This is a genomic window from Bradyrhizobium sp. 31Argb (assembly GCF_043638955.1).
In the GTDB taxonomy this organism is placed as follows: domain Bacteria; phylum Pseudomonadota; class Alphaproteobacteria; order Rhizobiales; family Xanthobacteraceae; genus Bradyrhizobium.
On record NZ_JBEGDB010000178.1, the window covers coordinates 1 to 16,251 of the forward strand.

Here is a 16,251-nt window from a genome sequence, read left to right on the forward strand (position 1 = left end):
TCGTTTGAGATTTCGACAACCTCATTCTGGCACAACTGATGCCGTAGGGGGCCGTCCACCCCATCAACCACAGGCCTTTGTGGTGTGCTCCGCTGTAGCCGCCTTGCTCGCGCCACAACGCATTCCGGTGGTTATGGGTCCTGGCCTTCGCCAGGACGACACGGAAGCCTCTTGCCAACAGCGCCCGGCGATGCCAATCAAGTCCCATGGACGATTGCATGACCTTCACTGCGTCGCGCTGGTGGCGCTCCTTTTAGGGAGCGGCACGTCGTCTTGTCTCATCTGCAAAACATGAACGAGTGCCGCCGCAGTCCGGCGGGCGCGTGTTCTTATCGCAACAGGCCTCTTCGTGCTGCGGCTCCATCAGGAGAACGCCAATGCCTGTTGCCTTGACTGCTATCATCGCCGCCATCGCCCGGCCGCTCGCATGGCTCGGCCGCCAGGGCACGCGCGCCGTCGCCGCTTTGGTGTTCATCGGCATCGCGATCCCGCCGCTCGGAGAAGCCTTGCGGCCCTTCGTTACGGAAGCCGTCTTTCTCCTGCTCTGCATTTCCTTCATGCGCGTGGACATCTCCGCGCTGCGGCTCTATTTGCGCCGGCCTGCGATCGTCGCGGCCGCGACGGGATGGACACTGCTGGCGGTCCCGGCCATCACCGGCATGTTCTGGCTCGCGACGGGCCTGCGCACGGCGTCGCCCGATCTCTTCTTAGGCTTGATGCTGCAGGCAGTGGCTTCGCCGATGATGGCCTCCCCCTCGCTCGCGGCGCTGATGGGGTTGGACGCGACGCTGGTCCTGATCACGCTCGTGACCGGCACCGCGCTGGTGCCGCTCACCGCGCCGCTGTTCGCCTATCTCTTCTTCGGCGCGGCCTTGACCTTGTCGCCGGTCGCACTCGGCGCAAAACTGTTCCTGATCCTGGCCGGCGCGCTCGCGGTCGCTGCGATCATCCGATGGCTGTTCGGGCTTGCCGCGATCGAGCGCCACAAGGCGCCGATCGACGGGCTGAACATCCTGATCCTCCTGGTGTTCGTGTGCGCGGTCATGGGTCCGGTCGCGCCGAGCTTCTGGCGTGAACCGCTGCAGGCGCTCGGGCTGACGCTGCTCGCCTTTGCGGTGTTCTTTGCGCTCCTCGCCGGCACCATGCTGGTGTTTCGCCGCTTCGGCATGGAGCGAGCGCTTTCCCTGGCCTTGATGGTGTCGCAGCGGAACATGGGCCTGATGGTCGCCGCCACCGACGGCGTGCTGCCGGGCCTGACCTGGCTCTACTTCGCGCTATCGCAATTCCCGATCTACCTGTCGCCGCTACTGCTCAAGCCAATCATGGGACGGCTGACGAAGCGGCGGTAGAGACAGGTGCGGCAGAACTGCCGCCAGAAATAGCGCCGTCATTGCGAGGAGCGATAGCGACGAAGCAATCCATGCTTCCGCGCACGCGGCTCGATGGATTGCTTCGCGGAGCTTGTCATCGGGCGCGCGTTCGCGCGACCCGTTGGCTCGCAATGACGGCTGGGCAGTCATTCGTCCGAAGTTCTGCGCAAGAGCGGGGGAGAGGGGGGCTTCACACGTTCGTGCCGTGAATCGCGTCGATCACGGCGTCCGTCACCTCTTTCGTCGTCGCTTTGCCGCCGACATCCGGCGTCAGCACGCCGGCGGCGCAGACGCGCTCCACCGCCGCCATAAGCCGCGTGGCGGCGTCCTTCTCGCCGAGATGCTCCAGCATCTGCGCGCCGGTCCAGAAGGTCGCGACCGGGTTGGCGATGCCCTTGCCGGTGATGTCGAAGGCCGAGCCGTGGATCGGCTCGAACATCGAGGGGAAGCGACGCTCGGGATCGATGTTGCCTGTTGGCGCGACGCCGAGGCTGCCGGCGAGCGCGCCTGCCAGATCGGACAGGATATCGGCGTGCAGGTTGGTCGCCACGATGGTGTCGAGGCTTTTCGGGTTCAGCGTCATGCGCACCGTCATGGCGTCGACCAGCATCTTGTCCCAGGTGACATCGGGGAATTGTTGCGCCACTTCGGCGGCGATCTCGTCCCACATCACCATGCCGTGACGCTGCGCGTTCGACTTCGTCACCACGGTGAGAAACTTCCGTGGTCGCGCCTGCGCGAGCCGGAAAGCATAGCGCATGATGCGCGTGACGCCGACGCGGGTGAAGATCGCAACTTCGGTGCCGACTTCTTCGGGCAGGCCCTTATGCGCGCGTCCGCCGGCGCCGGCATATTCGCCTTCCGAATTCTCGCGCACGATCACCCAGTCGAGATCTCCGACGCCGACATTGCGCAACGGCGAGGCGACGCCGGGCAGGATCTTGGTCGGCCGCACATTGGCGTATTGGTCAAAGCCCTGGCAGATCGGCAGCCGCAGCCCCCACAGCGTGATGTGGTCGGGCACATCGGGCGCCCCGACCGCGCCGAAATAGATCGCATCGAACTTCTTCAGCTCAGTGAGCCCGTCCGCCGGCATCATGACGCCGTGCTTCTTGTAGTAGTCCGAGCCCCAGTCGAACGTCTTGAACTGGAAGGCAACATCGCCGGAGCGTTGCGCCAGCGCCTCCAGCACACGAACGCCCGACGAGATCACCTCGGGGCCGATACCGTCGGCAGGAATGGCGGCGATGGAATGGGTGCGCATGAGGAGTCTCTCCCAGGGTATGATTTGTCGGATGCGTAACCCACCATCCCGCACGCGCCAAGCTTCTTGGTCATTCCGGGGCGCGCGCAGCGCGAGCCCGGAATCCATTTCGCCGCATGCTCTGCGGTTGGATGGATTCCGGGCTCATCGCTTCGCGATGCCCCGGAATGACGGAGGCAAAAAATTCGCCAGCAATTCCAACCTGATTGGCCCCGTCCAGCCCTCACGCAAAAAACATTCCGCTTTCGCCGTCGGGCAAATCAGTGATTTAACTCCGCGCGTCTCACCCGAATGAGGGGCGGCTCGCGATCGTCACGAACGTTGCGGTGAGATGCGGTGGACGTGATGCGTGTGACTGACGAGCACGCACATCACGGACGGCGAAGTCGTGTGGTCCTGGCGCCCCGACGCTGGCGCTAAGTTCGTAGAAGCAAGCTTCTACAAATGACGGTGGCAAGAAAGCCCGGTCACCGGGGAGAGCACGAAATAAGCCGTAACACCATCGCGCAGGGAAAGCCGGAATGCTTCGGTTGAACCTGTGGTCCTACCCCCGTGCTTTTTGTTGCACGGGACCCACGGGTGCAACCAGCACCCGGCTTTCCCTGCGCCCTCTGTTGATTGAGAGGGTGAAACGAACGCAAACCTCGGGCAATCAATGCCGCGAGAACGCGGATTCACATCCCCTCCGCTGTTTGACACCTGAATCGGAACTCACCCCGTCATTGCGAGCGGAGCAATCCATACCTCCGCGCGCTGAGAGATGGATTGCTTCGCTCCGCTCGCAATGACGGCGTCCTCCCAGTTCAAGCCAGGAACGACAGGGGAGGGAACCCCGCCCCATCGGGTAACCGGCCGGATTTCCTGCATTTCCAGCCGTCAAAGCCGACTTTGGTAACCTCGCATTAACCACGGTTAGAGTCTGGTGAGGGGCGGAAATGACGGGCGAACAGCCCTTGTTTTGACATGTTGGCGGAGGAAGCAGGGCCCGGCCTTGGACGGCCCTCCCATGCGACAGATGAAAGCTTTTCGCGGCTGGCGCTTACCGCCGCGCTGGGCGCGCGGCTGCTAGGAGCGGCTCAAGCGAGGTGGAGACCGGTTCGCGTGAGGAAAACGCGTCGAAACGAAAATCCGGGACCGGCAGCCATTTGCTCCGGGAAGGACAAAGGATCTTTGCGTTGAAAGGATATTGCCGATGAATCCCGCCGACGTGGCGCAGGCAGCGCTGCCCATGGCCTCGAGCGATGTTTCGCTGATCGCGCTGTTCCTGCAGGCCCACTGGGTCGTGAAGGCGGTCATGCTCGGGCTGCTCGCCTGCTCGGTCTGGGTCTGGGCGATCGCGATCGACAAGATCTTCCTGTATTCGCGCACCCGCCGCGCGATGGACCGGTTCGAGCAGGCGTTCTGGTCGGGGCAGTCGATCGAGGAACTCTATCGCACGCTGTCGGCCAAGCCGACGCAGTCGATGGCGGCCTGCTTCGTGGCGGCGATGCGCGAATGGAAGCGCTCCTTCGAGAGCCATTCGCGCTCCTTTGGCGGCCTTCAGATGCGGATCGAGAAGGTCATGAACGTGTCGATCGCGCGCGAGGTCGAGCGGCTGGAACGGCGGCTGCTGGTGCTCGCGACCGTCGGCTCGGCCGGCCCCTTCGTCGGCCTGTTCGGCACCGTCTGGGGCATCATGTCGAGCTTCCAGTCGATTGCAGCATCAAAGAATACCTCACTGGCGGTGGTGGCGCCGGGTATCGCGGAGGCGCTGTTTGCGACCGCAATCGGCCTGATCGCCGCAATTCCGGCGACTATTTTCTACAATAAGTTCATTTCCGAGGTGAACCGGCAGGCCCAGCGCCTGGAAGGCTTTGCCGACGAATTTTCCGCGATCCTGTCGCGGCAGATCGACGAACGGGCCTGATGAGGCGACCTGTGATGAACGCAAGCGGTGGGTTCTAGAGCATGGCGATGAGCATGGCGGGTTCGTCGGGCGGCGGTGGCCGCCGTGGCCGGCGCCGCGCCGCCGTGATGGCGGAAATCAACGTCACGCCGATGGTCGACGTGATGCTGGTGCTGTTGATCATCTTCATGGTCGCGGCGCCGCTGATGACGTCGAATATCGACATCGACCTGCCGATCGCGAGCGGCGGCAAGTCGATTGCCCAGAACACCCCGCCATTGACGCTGTCGGTCAAGCGCACCGGCGGGAGTTGCAATTCGAGCGTGGAACTCTATCTCGGGGACGCCTCGATCTCGGCTGCCGACCTCTTGCCCAAAATCAAGGCTATCCGGGAGACCCGATCGGATAACGATGCCGTGGTATATCTGCGCGGGGACAAGGACGTCTGTTACACGGATATGATGAAGCTCTTGGGCCAGATTCGCACCGCCGGCTTCAAGGCGAACATCGTCGTCATCCCGGAGGGGGGATCTTGAGATCTTAAGCTGTGGCAGAGCAGGGTAAGTTGAAGGTCAAGGTCGACAAGACACTGGTGGCATCGATCGCCCTGCACGTCCTCGTGCTGGGATGGGGCCTCGTGTCGTTTTCGTCCAGGGCCTACGTCCTGCCGGACGAGGAGACCGTCGCGGTCGACGTCATTTCTTCCGACCAGCTTGCCCATGTGATGGCCGGCCAGAGGACCGGCAAGAAGGAAAATCCGAAGCCGCTGGTGGAGAAGATCGCCGAGGCCAAGCCGGTCGACGACGCCGTCGGCAAGATCGAGGACAAGAAGCCGCCCATCGTCACCGACACCGCCCCGCCGCCGACCCCGAAGGTGGAAGAAAAGCCGGTCGAAAAGAAGCCCAATCCGCCGAAGCCGGTCGTCGAGAATAAACCCAAGGAAGAGCCGAAAAAGGAAGAGGCCAAGAAGGAAGAGCCAAAGCAGGAGCCGAAGCAGGCCGAGAAGAAGCCTGATCCCGTGAAGCCCGATCCGATCGCCGAGGCGATCAAGAAGGAAGAGAAGAAGCCGCCGCCGAAGCCGCAGCAGCAGGCCGCCAAGCCGCCGCCGGAGCAGAAGCTGAAGGAGCGCGTGTTCGACCAGTCGAAGATTGCAGCCCTTCTCGACAAGCGCGATCCGACGCGCCAGGCGGCGGCCGGCGACACCCTCAATTCGAACGCAGCGCTCGGCCTTGCCCATGGCAAGGCGGCCGACAATTCGGCGACCTGGGGCGCGATGTTCAAGAGCCAGGTGGAGCGGTGCTGGAAGAAGCCCTATGGCGGCATCGAGGCGCAGCAGACCGAGTCCGCCTTCGTGATCCGCCTGAAGCGCGACGGCACGCTGGAGGGCATGCCGGTGCCTGAGGGCACGCCGGGGACGCCTTATTTGCGCGTCTATCAGGAGAGCGCGCTGCGCGCGATCATCGAATGCCAGCCGTATAATCTGCCGGCGGCTTTCTTCGACGAATGGAAATATTTTTCGCCCGTGTTCACCGAACGAAAGACCTGAGCGCGATGTGCGCTTGAGGTCCCATGAAGCAAAGTTCGCCAACGATGACCAATCAGAACAAATCGTTTGAGACGTTTTTCCGCCCGAGCCGCCGCCAGATCATTTCCAGCATGGCCGCGCTCGGCACCGTTGCCGCCGCACCGCGCGGCGCATTTGCGCAGGCGCCGAAGCGCGTGCCGATTCCCGAGGGCGAATTCGCGCCATTGCCGATCGCGATCCCGAATTTCACGGCTGGTACCCCCGGGGATACCGAAGTCGGTGCCGGCGTCACCCAGGTCATCACCAACAATCTCAAGCGCTCGGGGCTGTTCGCACCGATCGACCAGGCTGCCTATCTCGAGAAGAACATCAATATCGACGCCGCGCCGAACTTCCAGAACTGGAAGTCGGTCAACGCCCAGGCGCTGGTCACCGGACGCATGACCCGGCAGAACAATGGGCGCGTGAAGGCGGAATTCCGCCTCTGGGACGTCAATACCGGCCAGCAACTCGCCGGCCAGCAATACGACACCTCGGCCGAATATTGGCGGCGCATCGCGCACATCATCTCCGACCAGATCTATGAACGGCTGACCGGCGAGAAGGGCTATTTCGACACCCGCATCGTCTTCGTCGACGAGACCGGACCGAAGGAGCGTCGCGTCAAGCGGCTCGCGCTGATGGACCAGGACGGCGCCAATGTGCGCTACCTGACCCGCGGCTCCGACCTGGTGCTGACTCCGCGCTTTTCGCCGTCGACCCAGGAAATCACCTATATGGAGTTCGGCCAGGGTGACCCGCGCGTCTATCTGCTCAACATCGAGACCGGCCAGCGCGAGATCGTCGGCAATTTCCCGGGCATGTCGTTCTCGCCGCGGTTCTCGCCGGATGGCCAGCGCATCATCATGAGCCTGCAGCAGGGCGGCAACTCCAACCTGTTCGTGATGGATCTGCGGTCGAAATCGATGACGCGGCTGACCGACACGCCGGCGATCGACACCTCGCCATCTTTTGCACCCGACGGAACGCGTATCTGCTTCGAGTCCGACCGTGGCGGCAAGCCGCAGATCTATGTGATGGCGGCAAACGGCGGGCAGGCGCAGCGCATCTCCTTTGGAGACGGCAGCTACTCGACGCCGGTGTGGTCGCCGCGCGGCGACTACATCGCCTTCACCAGGCAGGGCGGCGGCCAGTTCGCGATCGGTATCATGAAGCCCGATGGCTCGGGCGAGCGGATCCTGACCTCGGGCTATCACAATGAGGGCCCGACTTTTGCGCCGAACGGGCGCGTCGTGATGTTCTTCCGCGATCCCGGCCAGGGACCGTCACTCTTCACCGTCGACGTTTCCGGCCGCAACGAACTGCGCGTGCCGACGCCGGGCTTCGCGTCCGATCCGGCGTGGTCGCCGCTATTGTCGTAAATTGCCGGGCTTTGCGGGTAACCATTCTCGTTAACCGGCAAATTTTTCCTAGTTCATTGAAATAGAAAGAGAATTTCCGCTGCATAAAACTCGAAACAAGGTCTTGGTAACGATATTCCCTCAGAAAGACTTCATCAGCGCTGGGTAAAACTGCACGTTACAACAGGACGCGTGCCCAGCTCATGCAGTTTGCCAATCAGACGGGAGAGTCGGACCGGCAGATGTCGCCAACGATCGCGGCTGCGCTGGTCGATTCCCTGTTCATGAATCCCGCGCCGATGATCTTCGGCGCCTTTGGCCCGGCCATCGCCGGCTCGGTGATCGCCGCCGTCACCGGCGACATCCTGATGTGGCTGTGCGTGCCGCTGTTCATCGTGGTGGGGCTTGGGCGCGCTCATCAGATGTACCGTTACCAGCAGCGCAACTCGCGGCTCACCGTCGCGGAGTCCGTCGGCTGGGAGCAGCGCTACCGGTTCGGCGCCGTTGCCTATGGCGTCGCGCTCGGCATCTGGGGGATAACCGTTCTGCTGCGAACCAGCGATGCGGCCGCCCACATGCTCTGCGTGACGACGGTGGTGGCCTATACGTCGGCTGGGGTTGGGCGGACATTCGGCCGCCCGCGGATCTTCCACCTGCACCTGCTGTTGTCCATCGGACCCCTGATCTTCGCGTTGTTCTATGTGGGCGGTGCCTATTACATCGCGCTTGCCCTCCTGAGCTTTGTCTTCTTCGTTTCCATCCGGCACCTGACATCCAGCCTGCGGCGGATCTACGTCAACGCATGGATCGCGAAGGAGCGGGAGGCGGCGCTGGCCGGCCAGTTCGATACCGCGCTGAACAACATGCCGCACGGCCTGTGCATGTTCCGCGACGACGGCGGCCTTGCGGTGATGAACTACCGCTTCAGCGAGATGATGGGCCTGCCGGAAGACCTTGTGCAGCGCGGGCTGCGCGCATCCGACATCATCTCGGCATGCGTGAGCGCCGGCTCGATCTCAGAGGCGAGCGGCAGGACGATCCTCGCCGAGATCGAGCACACCCAGATGCGGGTCGTGATCACGAGCGCCCCCGACCTGACCAACAACCGCGCGCTGTCGTGGACGTTTCAGGCGATGGCCGATGGTGGCACGGTTGTGTTGCTTGAAGACGTTACCGAGCGGCGCAATGCGGAAGCCCGCATCACCCATCTGGCGCGGTATGACGAACTCACGCAATTGCCCAACCGCCTCAATTTCCGTGACGAGATCGGTCGTCTCCTGGCGCGGCCGAGAGGCGGGCAGTTGTCGGCACTTCTGTTCATCGACCTCGACCAGTTCAAGCAGGTCAACGATACGCTCGGCCATCCCTGCGGCGACCAACTCCTCTGCGCGGTAGCCGGCCGGCTCCGCGAAATGCTGCGGCCGGAAGATTTCGTGGCGCGCTTCGGCGGCGACGAGTTCGTGGTGTTCCAGCAGGACATCAAATCACATGAGGACGCGGCCAGCCTTGCACGTCGCATTGTCGATCGGCTGAGCGAGCGCTACAAGATTCACAATCACCTGGTCGAGATCGGGGCCAGCGTCGGTATCGCCATGACCTCGCCGGGCGTCAGCGCCGACACGCTTTTGAAGAACGCCGATATGGCGCTCTATCGTGCCAAGGCCGACGGGCGCGGCACGTTCTGCTTCTTCCGCGACGAGATGGCCCAGATCGTCGAAGCGCGCCGCATCCTCGAACTCGACCTGCGCAAGGCGCTGGCGAACGAGGAGTTCGAGCTCTATTACCAGCCGCTGGTCAATCTCAAGACCGGCAGGATCACGACTTGCGAGGCGCTATTGCGCTGGAACCACCCGGTGCGCGGCACGGTCTCTCCGATCGAGATCATTCCGGTGGCGGAGGACATGGGGTTGATCGTCGATCTCGGCCGCTGGATTCTCCGCAAGGCCTGCATGGAATGCATGACGTGGCCTGAATCCGTCAGCGTCGCGGTCAATTTGTCGCCGCAGCAGTTCCATCAGCGCGACGTGCTGAGCGAGGTCCGCTATGCGCTGGAGGTTTCGGGCCTGCCGGCGCGACGTCTTGAGATCGAGATCACCGAGTCCTCACTGCTGCGCAATACGCAAGTGACGCACGACGTGCTGTCGCAGCTACATGCGCTGGGTGTACGGATCTCGCTTGACGATTTCGGCACCGGCTATTCGAGCCTGAGCTATCTGCACAACTTCCCATTGCAGAAGGTCAAGATCGACCGCTCATTCCTCGAAGGCATCGACACCGACCGACCGCTGACGCTTTTGCGTGGTGTGGCGCGGCTTTCCGCCGATCTCGGCATGTCCGTCGTGGTGGAAGGCATCGAGACCAACGAGCAGCTCGATCTCGTCAGCGCCGACGGCGCGGTGACCGAGGCGCAAGGCTATCTGTTCAGCCGCCCGGTACCTGCGGTGCGTATACGGCAACTCCTCAGCGCCTCTCATGGCCGCCGTCCGGAAGACTTGCTGAAGTTGGCATCGTCGCGGTCGATTGCCTGAGACCGTCCCTCTACCGGTAGCTCCGCGGTGCCACCGACGCATGGCTCGCGCGCGAGCCCCGCGTCGATTAACCGTATTGCCGCGATCCCTTTGCAATAAATTAAGATGCTGTTAATCTTTTTGACACGCGCAGAAGTTGCTCGAAGGTGTAAGGATTGAACATAATGCCCGCGGTGGAGGCCACCAGGCCGGCAAGCGGACGGCTTTCGGACCCGCTGGATCAAGTCGATTATCGCCTAGCGCAAACCCCAGCCGAAAAGGAAGATATCTACCGGCTCCGCTATCGCGCTTATCTGCGTGAACGCGCGATCGAACCGTCGGCGGACGAGCGCGTCGTGGATCAGTATGATGATGCCGCCAACGTTTGGACGTTCGGCGTGTACTTTAACGGCGAACTCTACAGCTCAATTCGCATCAACGTCGTCACGCCGGAGTGCCGGATCTCGCCCTCCGTCGACGTGTTTGGTGACGTGCTTCATCCCAAGCTTGATCAAGGGCTGGTCTTCATCGACTCGACGCGCTTTGTCGCCGATCCGGAAAAGGCGCGGACTGTTCCGGAACTGCCCTACGTGACGGTTCGGCTCGGATCGACGGCTGGCGTTCACTTCAACGCCGACTATGGATTGGCCATGGTGCGTCCCGAGCATATGGCGTTTTACCGTCGGGTGTTCCTGCATGAGGCTTGGTCCGAGCCGCGCATCCATCCGGGCCTCTTGAAGCCCGTCGGACTGATGGCCGCGCACTTGCCTGCGGTGCGTGAGCGGGTGCTCGCCCGCTACCCCTTCCTGCGTTCAAGTGCGTTCGAGCGGCGGATGCTGTTCGAGCGGGGGCGGGGTCAATCTGGTACCACTGATGTCCGGCCCTCCTTCGCGCAAGCGTCGATCGTTCCAAGTTCCTGAATAGTCCGGCTTCGCCCGAACTGTCGCAGAAGTCCCGCACTTTGCGCTGATTCTTCCCGGTAAAGCCGGGAAATCGGCGATTCCGGCTGCCTCCGCGCTTGTCTTCACCCTCGCGCCACATTTACAACCCATTAACCATCGGGGGCGCTTTTCGCCGTTTGTCCGCATTTGATCGGGTCTGGCAAGGTCCCATCAAGGTTGACGGAACGTTCGCTTAACCATCGCCCTGTAGATCGGATGAGAATTCGAAAACGTGAGCGTGGAGGCTCCGGAATGAAATACCAGATGCGAATCCTCCAGGGATTGAAGCTCGCCGCGGTGCTCGCGGTGGCGCTCTCGATGGGTGCTTGCGCCAAGAATAATCTCGGCGCCGAGGGCGCGATGGCGAACGCGGCGACCCCGGGCAGCCAGCAGGATTTCGTCGTGAACGTCGGCGACCGCGTTTTCTTCGAGAGCGACCAGACCGACCTGACCCCGCAGGCGATCGCGACCCTGGACAAGCAGGCGCAGTGGCTGCAGAGCTACAACCGTTACAGCTTTACCATCGAAGGCCATGCCGACGAGCGCGGCACCCGCGAATACAATATCGCGCTCGGTGCGCGTCGCGCCCAGGCGGTTCGCTCCTATCTCGCCTCGCGCGGCATCGATCCGAGCCGGATGCGCACCATCTCTTACGGCAAGGAACGTCCGGTGGCGGTCTGCAACGACATCTCCTGCTGGTCGCAGAACCGCCGTGCCGTCACGGTGCTGAACGCGAGTTCGTGAGCTTCCGAAGATTTCCGCGATTTGCCGCCGGCGCCGAGAGGCGCCGGTTTTGTTTGAACGTTGATTTGCTTCAGTCACAATTCCGGCGTACTCCCTGCATCAGTGTGGTTCCGCGTCGATTTTCATCGTCAGGGCAAGATGTCATCCAGATTTCTTAGAGTTACGCGCGCCGCGGCGATTGCCGCGGGACTGGCTGTTTCCGCACCGGCCTTCGCACAATCCGACGATGCCGACCTCGAAATGCGGGTCCAGCATCTAGAGAACCAACTTCGACAGTTGACCGGCCAGAACGAGGAACTGCAGTATCGTAACCGCCAGTTGGAGGAGCGCCTGCGGCAGCTCGGCGCCGCGCCGTCCGGCCCGGGCGGTGCGCCTGCGGCCACCCAGCCCGGCGTCGCCGCCATGCCGCCGGCCAACCCGTCTGCGCCGTCCTATCCGCCGCAAGGTGGCCAGCCGGCCTATGGACAGCCGCAGCAGGGATACGGCCAACCGCAGCCGGGTTATCGGCAATCGCAGGGCGGCTACGACCAGACCCAGATCGCGGCTCCCGCACCGATCGTGCAGGAGCCGGCCGCGCCAGCGGCAGGAGGGCGCCGCGGCCGCGGCGATGCCTTCGATCCCAACCAGAACCCGAACGCCCCGGGGGCGCCGCGCGCACTCGGTGGTGGCCAGATGCCGGTCTCGCCCGATGCCACGGTCGGTGCGCCCGGCGGACGCGGCGCGGGCGAACCGCTCGACCTCGGCAACACCAGCCCACGCAGTGCCGGCGCACCGGCAGGGGGCGGCGCCACCGCCGCGCTGACCACCTTGCCGCCATCGGCGACATCGAAGGACGAGTTCGACCTCGGCATCGGCTACATGCAGCGCAGGGACTATGCGCTCGCCGAGGAAACCATGCGGAATTTCTCCCAGAAATATCCGAGCGACCCCTTGATCCCGGATGCGCAATATTGGCTCGGCGAGAGCTATTTTCAGCGTCAGCAGTATCGTGACGCCGCCGAGTCCTTCCTCGGCGTGACCACGAAATTCGACAAGTCGGCCAAGGCGCCGGACGCACTGCTGCGGCTTGGCCAGTCACTGGCGGCGCTGAAGGAGAAGGAAGCCGCCTGCGCCGCGCTCGGCGAAGTGACGCGGAAATATCCGCGGGCTTCCACGGGCGTCAGAGCCGCCGTCGACCGTGAGCAGAAGCGGATCAAGTGCTAAACCGGTGCCGCTGGGGCCTTTCGGCTCCGCGATCGATGGCACCGCCATGTCTGATGACAATAGCGCGATTTCCGCAACCGAAGCCAAACGTCTGTTAGACGAGTGGAAGCGCGCGCCAGCGATCGTTCTGGCCGTGTCCGGCGGTCCGGACTCGGTGGCGTTGATGTGGCTCGCGGTGCGCTGGCGCCGGACACTCAAGCAGGGGCCGCGGCTGATCGCAGTTACCGTCGACCACGGCCTGCGCCCGGAGGCCGCGCGCGAAGCGCGTGAGGTCAAGCGCCTTGCCGGCACGCTCGATCTGCCCCATCGGACGCTGCGCTGGACCGGCACCAAGCCGAACAGCGGCCTGCCGGAGGCGGCACGCGAGGCGCGCTATCGCCTGCTGGCCGAAGCGGCCCGTGCGAGCGGGGCGACGCATATCCTCACGGCGCACACCCGCGACGACCAGGCCGAAACGCTTCTAATGCGGCTGTTGCGCGGCAGTGGCATCGCCGGCCTCGCCGCGATGGCGCGCGAGACCGAGCGCGAAGGGGTGAGGTTGGCGCGGCCGCTGCTCGCTGTTCCCAAGGCGCGGCTGATCGCTACCCTGGAGAAAGCCAGGATCGGTTATGCGGTCGATCCGACCAATCGCGACACTGCGTTCATGCGTCCGCGGCTGCGCGTGCTGATGCCGGCGCTGGCTGCCGAGGGCGGCGATGCCCGGAACCTGGCGCGGCTCGCAGCGCGGCTCGCCCGGGCCAATGCCGCAGTGGAAGTGCTGGCTGATGGCGCCGAGCGCTACCTCGCACTGCGCGATGGCAGCGCGGCGCGCTCCGGATTCGATGCCGAGGCCTTTGCAGCCCTTCCCGAGGAGGTCCGGCTGCGCCTGCTCAAGCGCGCGATCGACCGCGTGGGCCATGAGGGATCGGCCGAACTGGGCAAGGTCGAGGCCCTGCTCACCGCACTCGATCAGGCGGTGATGCAGGGGACGGGCAAGCTGAAGCAGACGCTCGCCGGCGCGGTCATTGGGCTCGCCAATGGGCGGATCCGGGTCGAGCCGGCACCACCGCGCCGGAGCCGGGCCCGCTGATATTCAGGCGAATAGGAAAATTCCCGTCATATCCGCTTAACTACCCCCCTAAAACCCGGACGTTTGCGCCATTATTTGACCGGGAATCGGGCTAGGATGCAATAAATAGTCCTGTGCAGTTCCCTTGGCATATACTCCCACGGCACCTAAATTGTATGCAGTCGCTGAAGGGGGGATTCCCAGGGATTTCCTGAAGTGCCTGCCCCAGGCCGCCCGAGGATAGTTTTGAGGCCGCGATCCGCGCGACCACGAAGGAAGATCAATGAACGCCAATCTGCGGAATTTCGCCCTCTGGGTCATTATCGTCTTGCTGCTGTTGGCGTTGTTTACGCTCTTCCAGAACCCGGGTCAGCGCGCGTCCTCGCAGGATATCTCGTTCTCGCAGCTCTTGAGCGAAGTCGACCAGGGCCATGTCCGCGACGTCGTGATCCAGGGGCCGGAAATCCATGGCACCTTCACCAACGGCTCGAGCTTCCAGACCTACGCGCCGAACGACCCGACGCTGGTGAAGCGCCTCTATGACGGCAAGGTGCAGATCACTGCGAAGCCGCCGGGCGACAACGTGCCGTGGTTTGTTTCGCTCCTGGTCTCCTGGCTGCCCTTCATCGCGCTGATCGGCGTGTGGATCTTCCTGTCGCGACAGATGCAGGGCGGCGCTGGCAAGGCGATGGGCTTCGGCAAGTCGCGCGCCAAGATGCTGACCGAGGCGCATGGCCGGGTGACGTTCGAGGACGTCGCCGGCGTCGACGAAGCCAAGCAGGACCTGCAGGAGATCGTCGAATTCCTGCGCGACCCCGGTAAATTCCAGCGCCTGGGCGGACGCATTCCGCGCGGCGTGTTGCTGGTCGGCCCTCCCGGCACCGGCAAGACGCTGATCGCGCGCGCGGTCGCGGGCGAAGCCAACGTGCCGTTCTTCACCATTTCCGGCTCTGACTTCGTCGAGATGTTCGTCGGCGTCGGTGCGTCGCGCGTGCGTGACATGTTCGAGCAGGCGAAGAAGAATGCGCCCTGCATCATCTTCATCGACGAAATCGACGCGGTCGGCCGTCACCGTGGTGCCGGCCTTGGCGGTGGCAATGACGAGCGCGAGCAGACGCTGAACCAGTTGCTGGTCGAGATGGACGGCTTCGAGGCCAATGAGGGCGTGATCCTGATCGCCGCCACCAACCGGCCCGACGTGCTCGATCCGGCGCTGCTGCGGCCCGGCCGCTTCGACCGTCAGGTCGTGGTGCCGAATCCTGACGTCGTCGGCCGCGAGCAGATCCTCAAGGTTCACGTCCGCAAGGTGCCGCTGGCTCCCGATATCAACCTGAAGACCATCGCGCGGGGCACCCCGGGCTTTTCGGGCGCCGACTTGATGAACCTCGTCAACGAGGCCGCGCTGACCGCCGCCCGCCGCAACAAGCGGATGGTGACGCAGGCCGAGTTCGAAGAGGCCAAGGACAAGGTGATGATGGGTGCCGAGCGCAAGTCGCTCGTCATGACCGAGGAAGAGAAGCTCCTGACCGCCTATCACGAAGGCGGCCACGCGATCGTCGGCCTCAACGTCGTCGCTACCGACCCGATCCACAAGGCGACCATCATTCCGCGCGGCCGTGCACTCGGCATGGTCATGCAATTGCCGGAGCGCGACAAGCTGTCGATGTCGCTGGAGCAGATGACCTCGCGGCTCGCCATCATGATGGGCGGCCGCGTCGCGGAAGAACTGGTGTTCGGCCGCGAGAAGGTCACCTCGGGCGCGGCCTCCGACATCGAGCAGGCGACACGTCTGGCGCGCATGATGGTCACGCGCTGGGGCCTGTCGGAAGAGCTTGGCACCGTCTCCTATGGCGAGAACCAGGACGAGGTCTTCCTGGGCATGTCGGTGTCGCGCACCCAGAACGCCTCGGAGGCGACGGTCCAGAAGATCGACTCCGAGATCAAGCGCCTGGTCGAGGAAGGTTACAACGAGGCGACGCGAATCCTCACCGAGAAGCGCGCCGATCTCGAAGCACTGGCCAAGGGCCTGCTCGAGTTCGAGACGCTGACCGGCGACGAGATCGTCGATCTCTTGAAGGGTAAGAAGCCGAACCGCGAGTCCGTGCTCGAGCCGACCACGCCGCGCGCCTCCGCCGTGCCGCCCGCCGGCAAGTCGCGCCCGCGCCCAGATCCGGACCCCGGCCTGGAGCCGCAGCCTCAGGCGTAAACGCGATCAGAGAGCAACACACATGAAAGCCCGGCCTCGCGCCGGGCTTTTGCTTTTTGATTGCTCCCGACCACGTTCCGTCGTCGTCCCGGGCTTGACCCGGGACCCATATGTGGACGGCCCCCGTGGCACAAGAGCTTTTGAGGTGATCGGATCGC

12 protein-coding genes are annotated in these 16,251 nt (G+C 63.8%); 11 read left to right on the top strand and 1 reads right to left on the bottom strand.

All coding sequences use genetic code 11. The features are described from left to right. The first annotated feature begins 377 nt into the window (after positions 1 to 377). Entirely contained in the window at positions 378 to 1,349 is a 972-nt protein-coding gene (locus tag AAFX91_RS27695; RefSeq protein ID WP_394568747.1) for a Na+-dependent transporter, read from the top strand. Positions 1,350 to 1,560: 211 nt separating this feature from the next. Here the strand turns inward: AAFX91_RS27695 and AAFX91_RS27700 are convergent, their stop codons facing one another. Beyond that, the gene (locus tag AAFX91_RS27700) at positions 1,561 to 2,634 is read right to left on the bottom strand and encodes a tartrate dehydrogenase (protein WP_394568748.1); all 1,074 of its coding nucleotides are present in this window, start codon (positions 2,632 to 2,634) and stop codon (positions 1,561 to 1,563) included. Between the two features lie 1,192 nt (positions 2,635 to 3,826). On the opposite strand from AAFX91_RS27700, the gene tolQ reads away from it, so the two are divergent. The 10 genes from tolQ (at position 3,827) to ftsH (ending at position 16,093) form a co-directional block, all read left to right on the top strand. Continuing rightward, positions 3,827 to 4,540 carry a protein TolQ gene (gene tolQ, locus AAFX91_RS27705; protein ID WP_027579741.1) on the top strand — a complete coding sequence of 238 codons (714 nt, stop codon included), beginning with the start codon at positions 3,827 to 3,829 and terminating at the stop codon, positions 4,538 to 4,540. A gap of 41 nt (positions 4,541 to 4,581) precedes the next feature. Beyond that, a complete protein-coding gene (locus tag AAFX91_RS27710; protein ID WP_394568749.1) occupies positions 4,582 to 5,055 on the top strand; it encodes a biopolymer transporter ExbD in 474 nt (157 codons plus the stop codon). Positions 5,056 to 5,084: 29 nt separating this feature from the next. Further along, a complete protein-coding gene (locus tag AAFX91_RS27715) occupies positions 5,085 to 6,065 on the top strand; it encodes a protein TolA (RefSeq protein ID WP_394568753.1) in 981 nt (326 codons plus the stop codon). 110 nt (positions 6,066 to 6,175) lie between these two features. Beyond that, complete coding sequence (tolB, locus tag AAFX91_RS27720; protein ID WP_394568754.1) at positions 6,176 to 7,465, top strand: Tol-Pal system beta propeller repeat protein TolB; 1,290 nt, start codon at positions 6,176 to 6,178, stop codon at positions 7,463 to 7,465. 182 nt (positions 7,466 to 7,647) lie between these two features. Next, on the top strand, positions 7,648 to 9,972 hold the full coding sequence (locus AAFX91_RS27725; protein ID WP_394568750.1) for a putative bifunctional diguanylate cyclase/phosphodiesterase: 2,325 nt from the start codon (positions 7,648 to 7,650) through the stop codon (positions 9,970 to 9,972). Between the two features lie 164 nt (positions 9,973 to 10,136). Continuing rightward, a complete protein-coding gene (locus AAFX91_RS27730; protein WP_282532544.1) occupies positions 10,137 to 10,871 on the top strand; it encodes a hypothetical protein in 735 nt (244 codons plus the stop codon). A gap of 273 nt (positions 10,872 to 11,144) precedes the next feature. After that, entirely contained in the window at positions 11,145 to 11,636 is a 492-nt protein-coding gene (gene pal / locus AAFX91_RS27735; RefSeq protein WP_208828749.1) for a peptidoglycan-associated lipoprotein Pal, read from the top strand. A gap of 138 nt (positions 11,637 to 11,774) precedes the next feature. Beyond that, entirely contained in the window at positions 11,775 to 12,839 is a 1,065-nt protein-coding gene (gene ybgF / locus AAFX91_RS27740; protein ID WP_394568751.1) for a tol-pal system protein YbgF, read from the top strand. A gap of 46 nt (positions 12,840 to 12,885) precedes the next feature. Continuing rightward, a complete protein-coding gene (tilS, locus tag AAFX91_RS27745) occupies positions 12,886 to 13,908 on the top strand; it encodes a tRNA lysidine(34) synthetase TilS (protein ID WP_394568752.1) in 1,023 nt (340 codons plus the stop codon). A gap of 262 nt (positions 13,909 to 14,170) precedes the next feature. Continuing rightward, positions 14,171 to 16,093 (top strand): ATP-dependent zinc metalloprotease FtsH, encoded by a 1,923-nt coding sequence (gene ftsH, locus AAFX91_RS27750; protein ID WP_130579695.1) that lies wholly within the window; start codon positions 14,171 to 14,173, stop codon positions 16,091 to 16,093. Positions 16,094 to 16,251 lie beyond the last annotated feature (158 nt).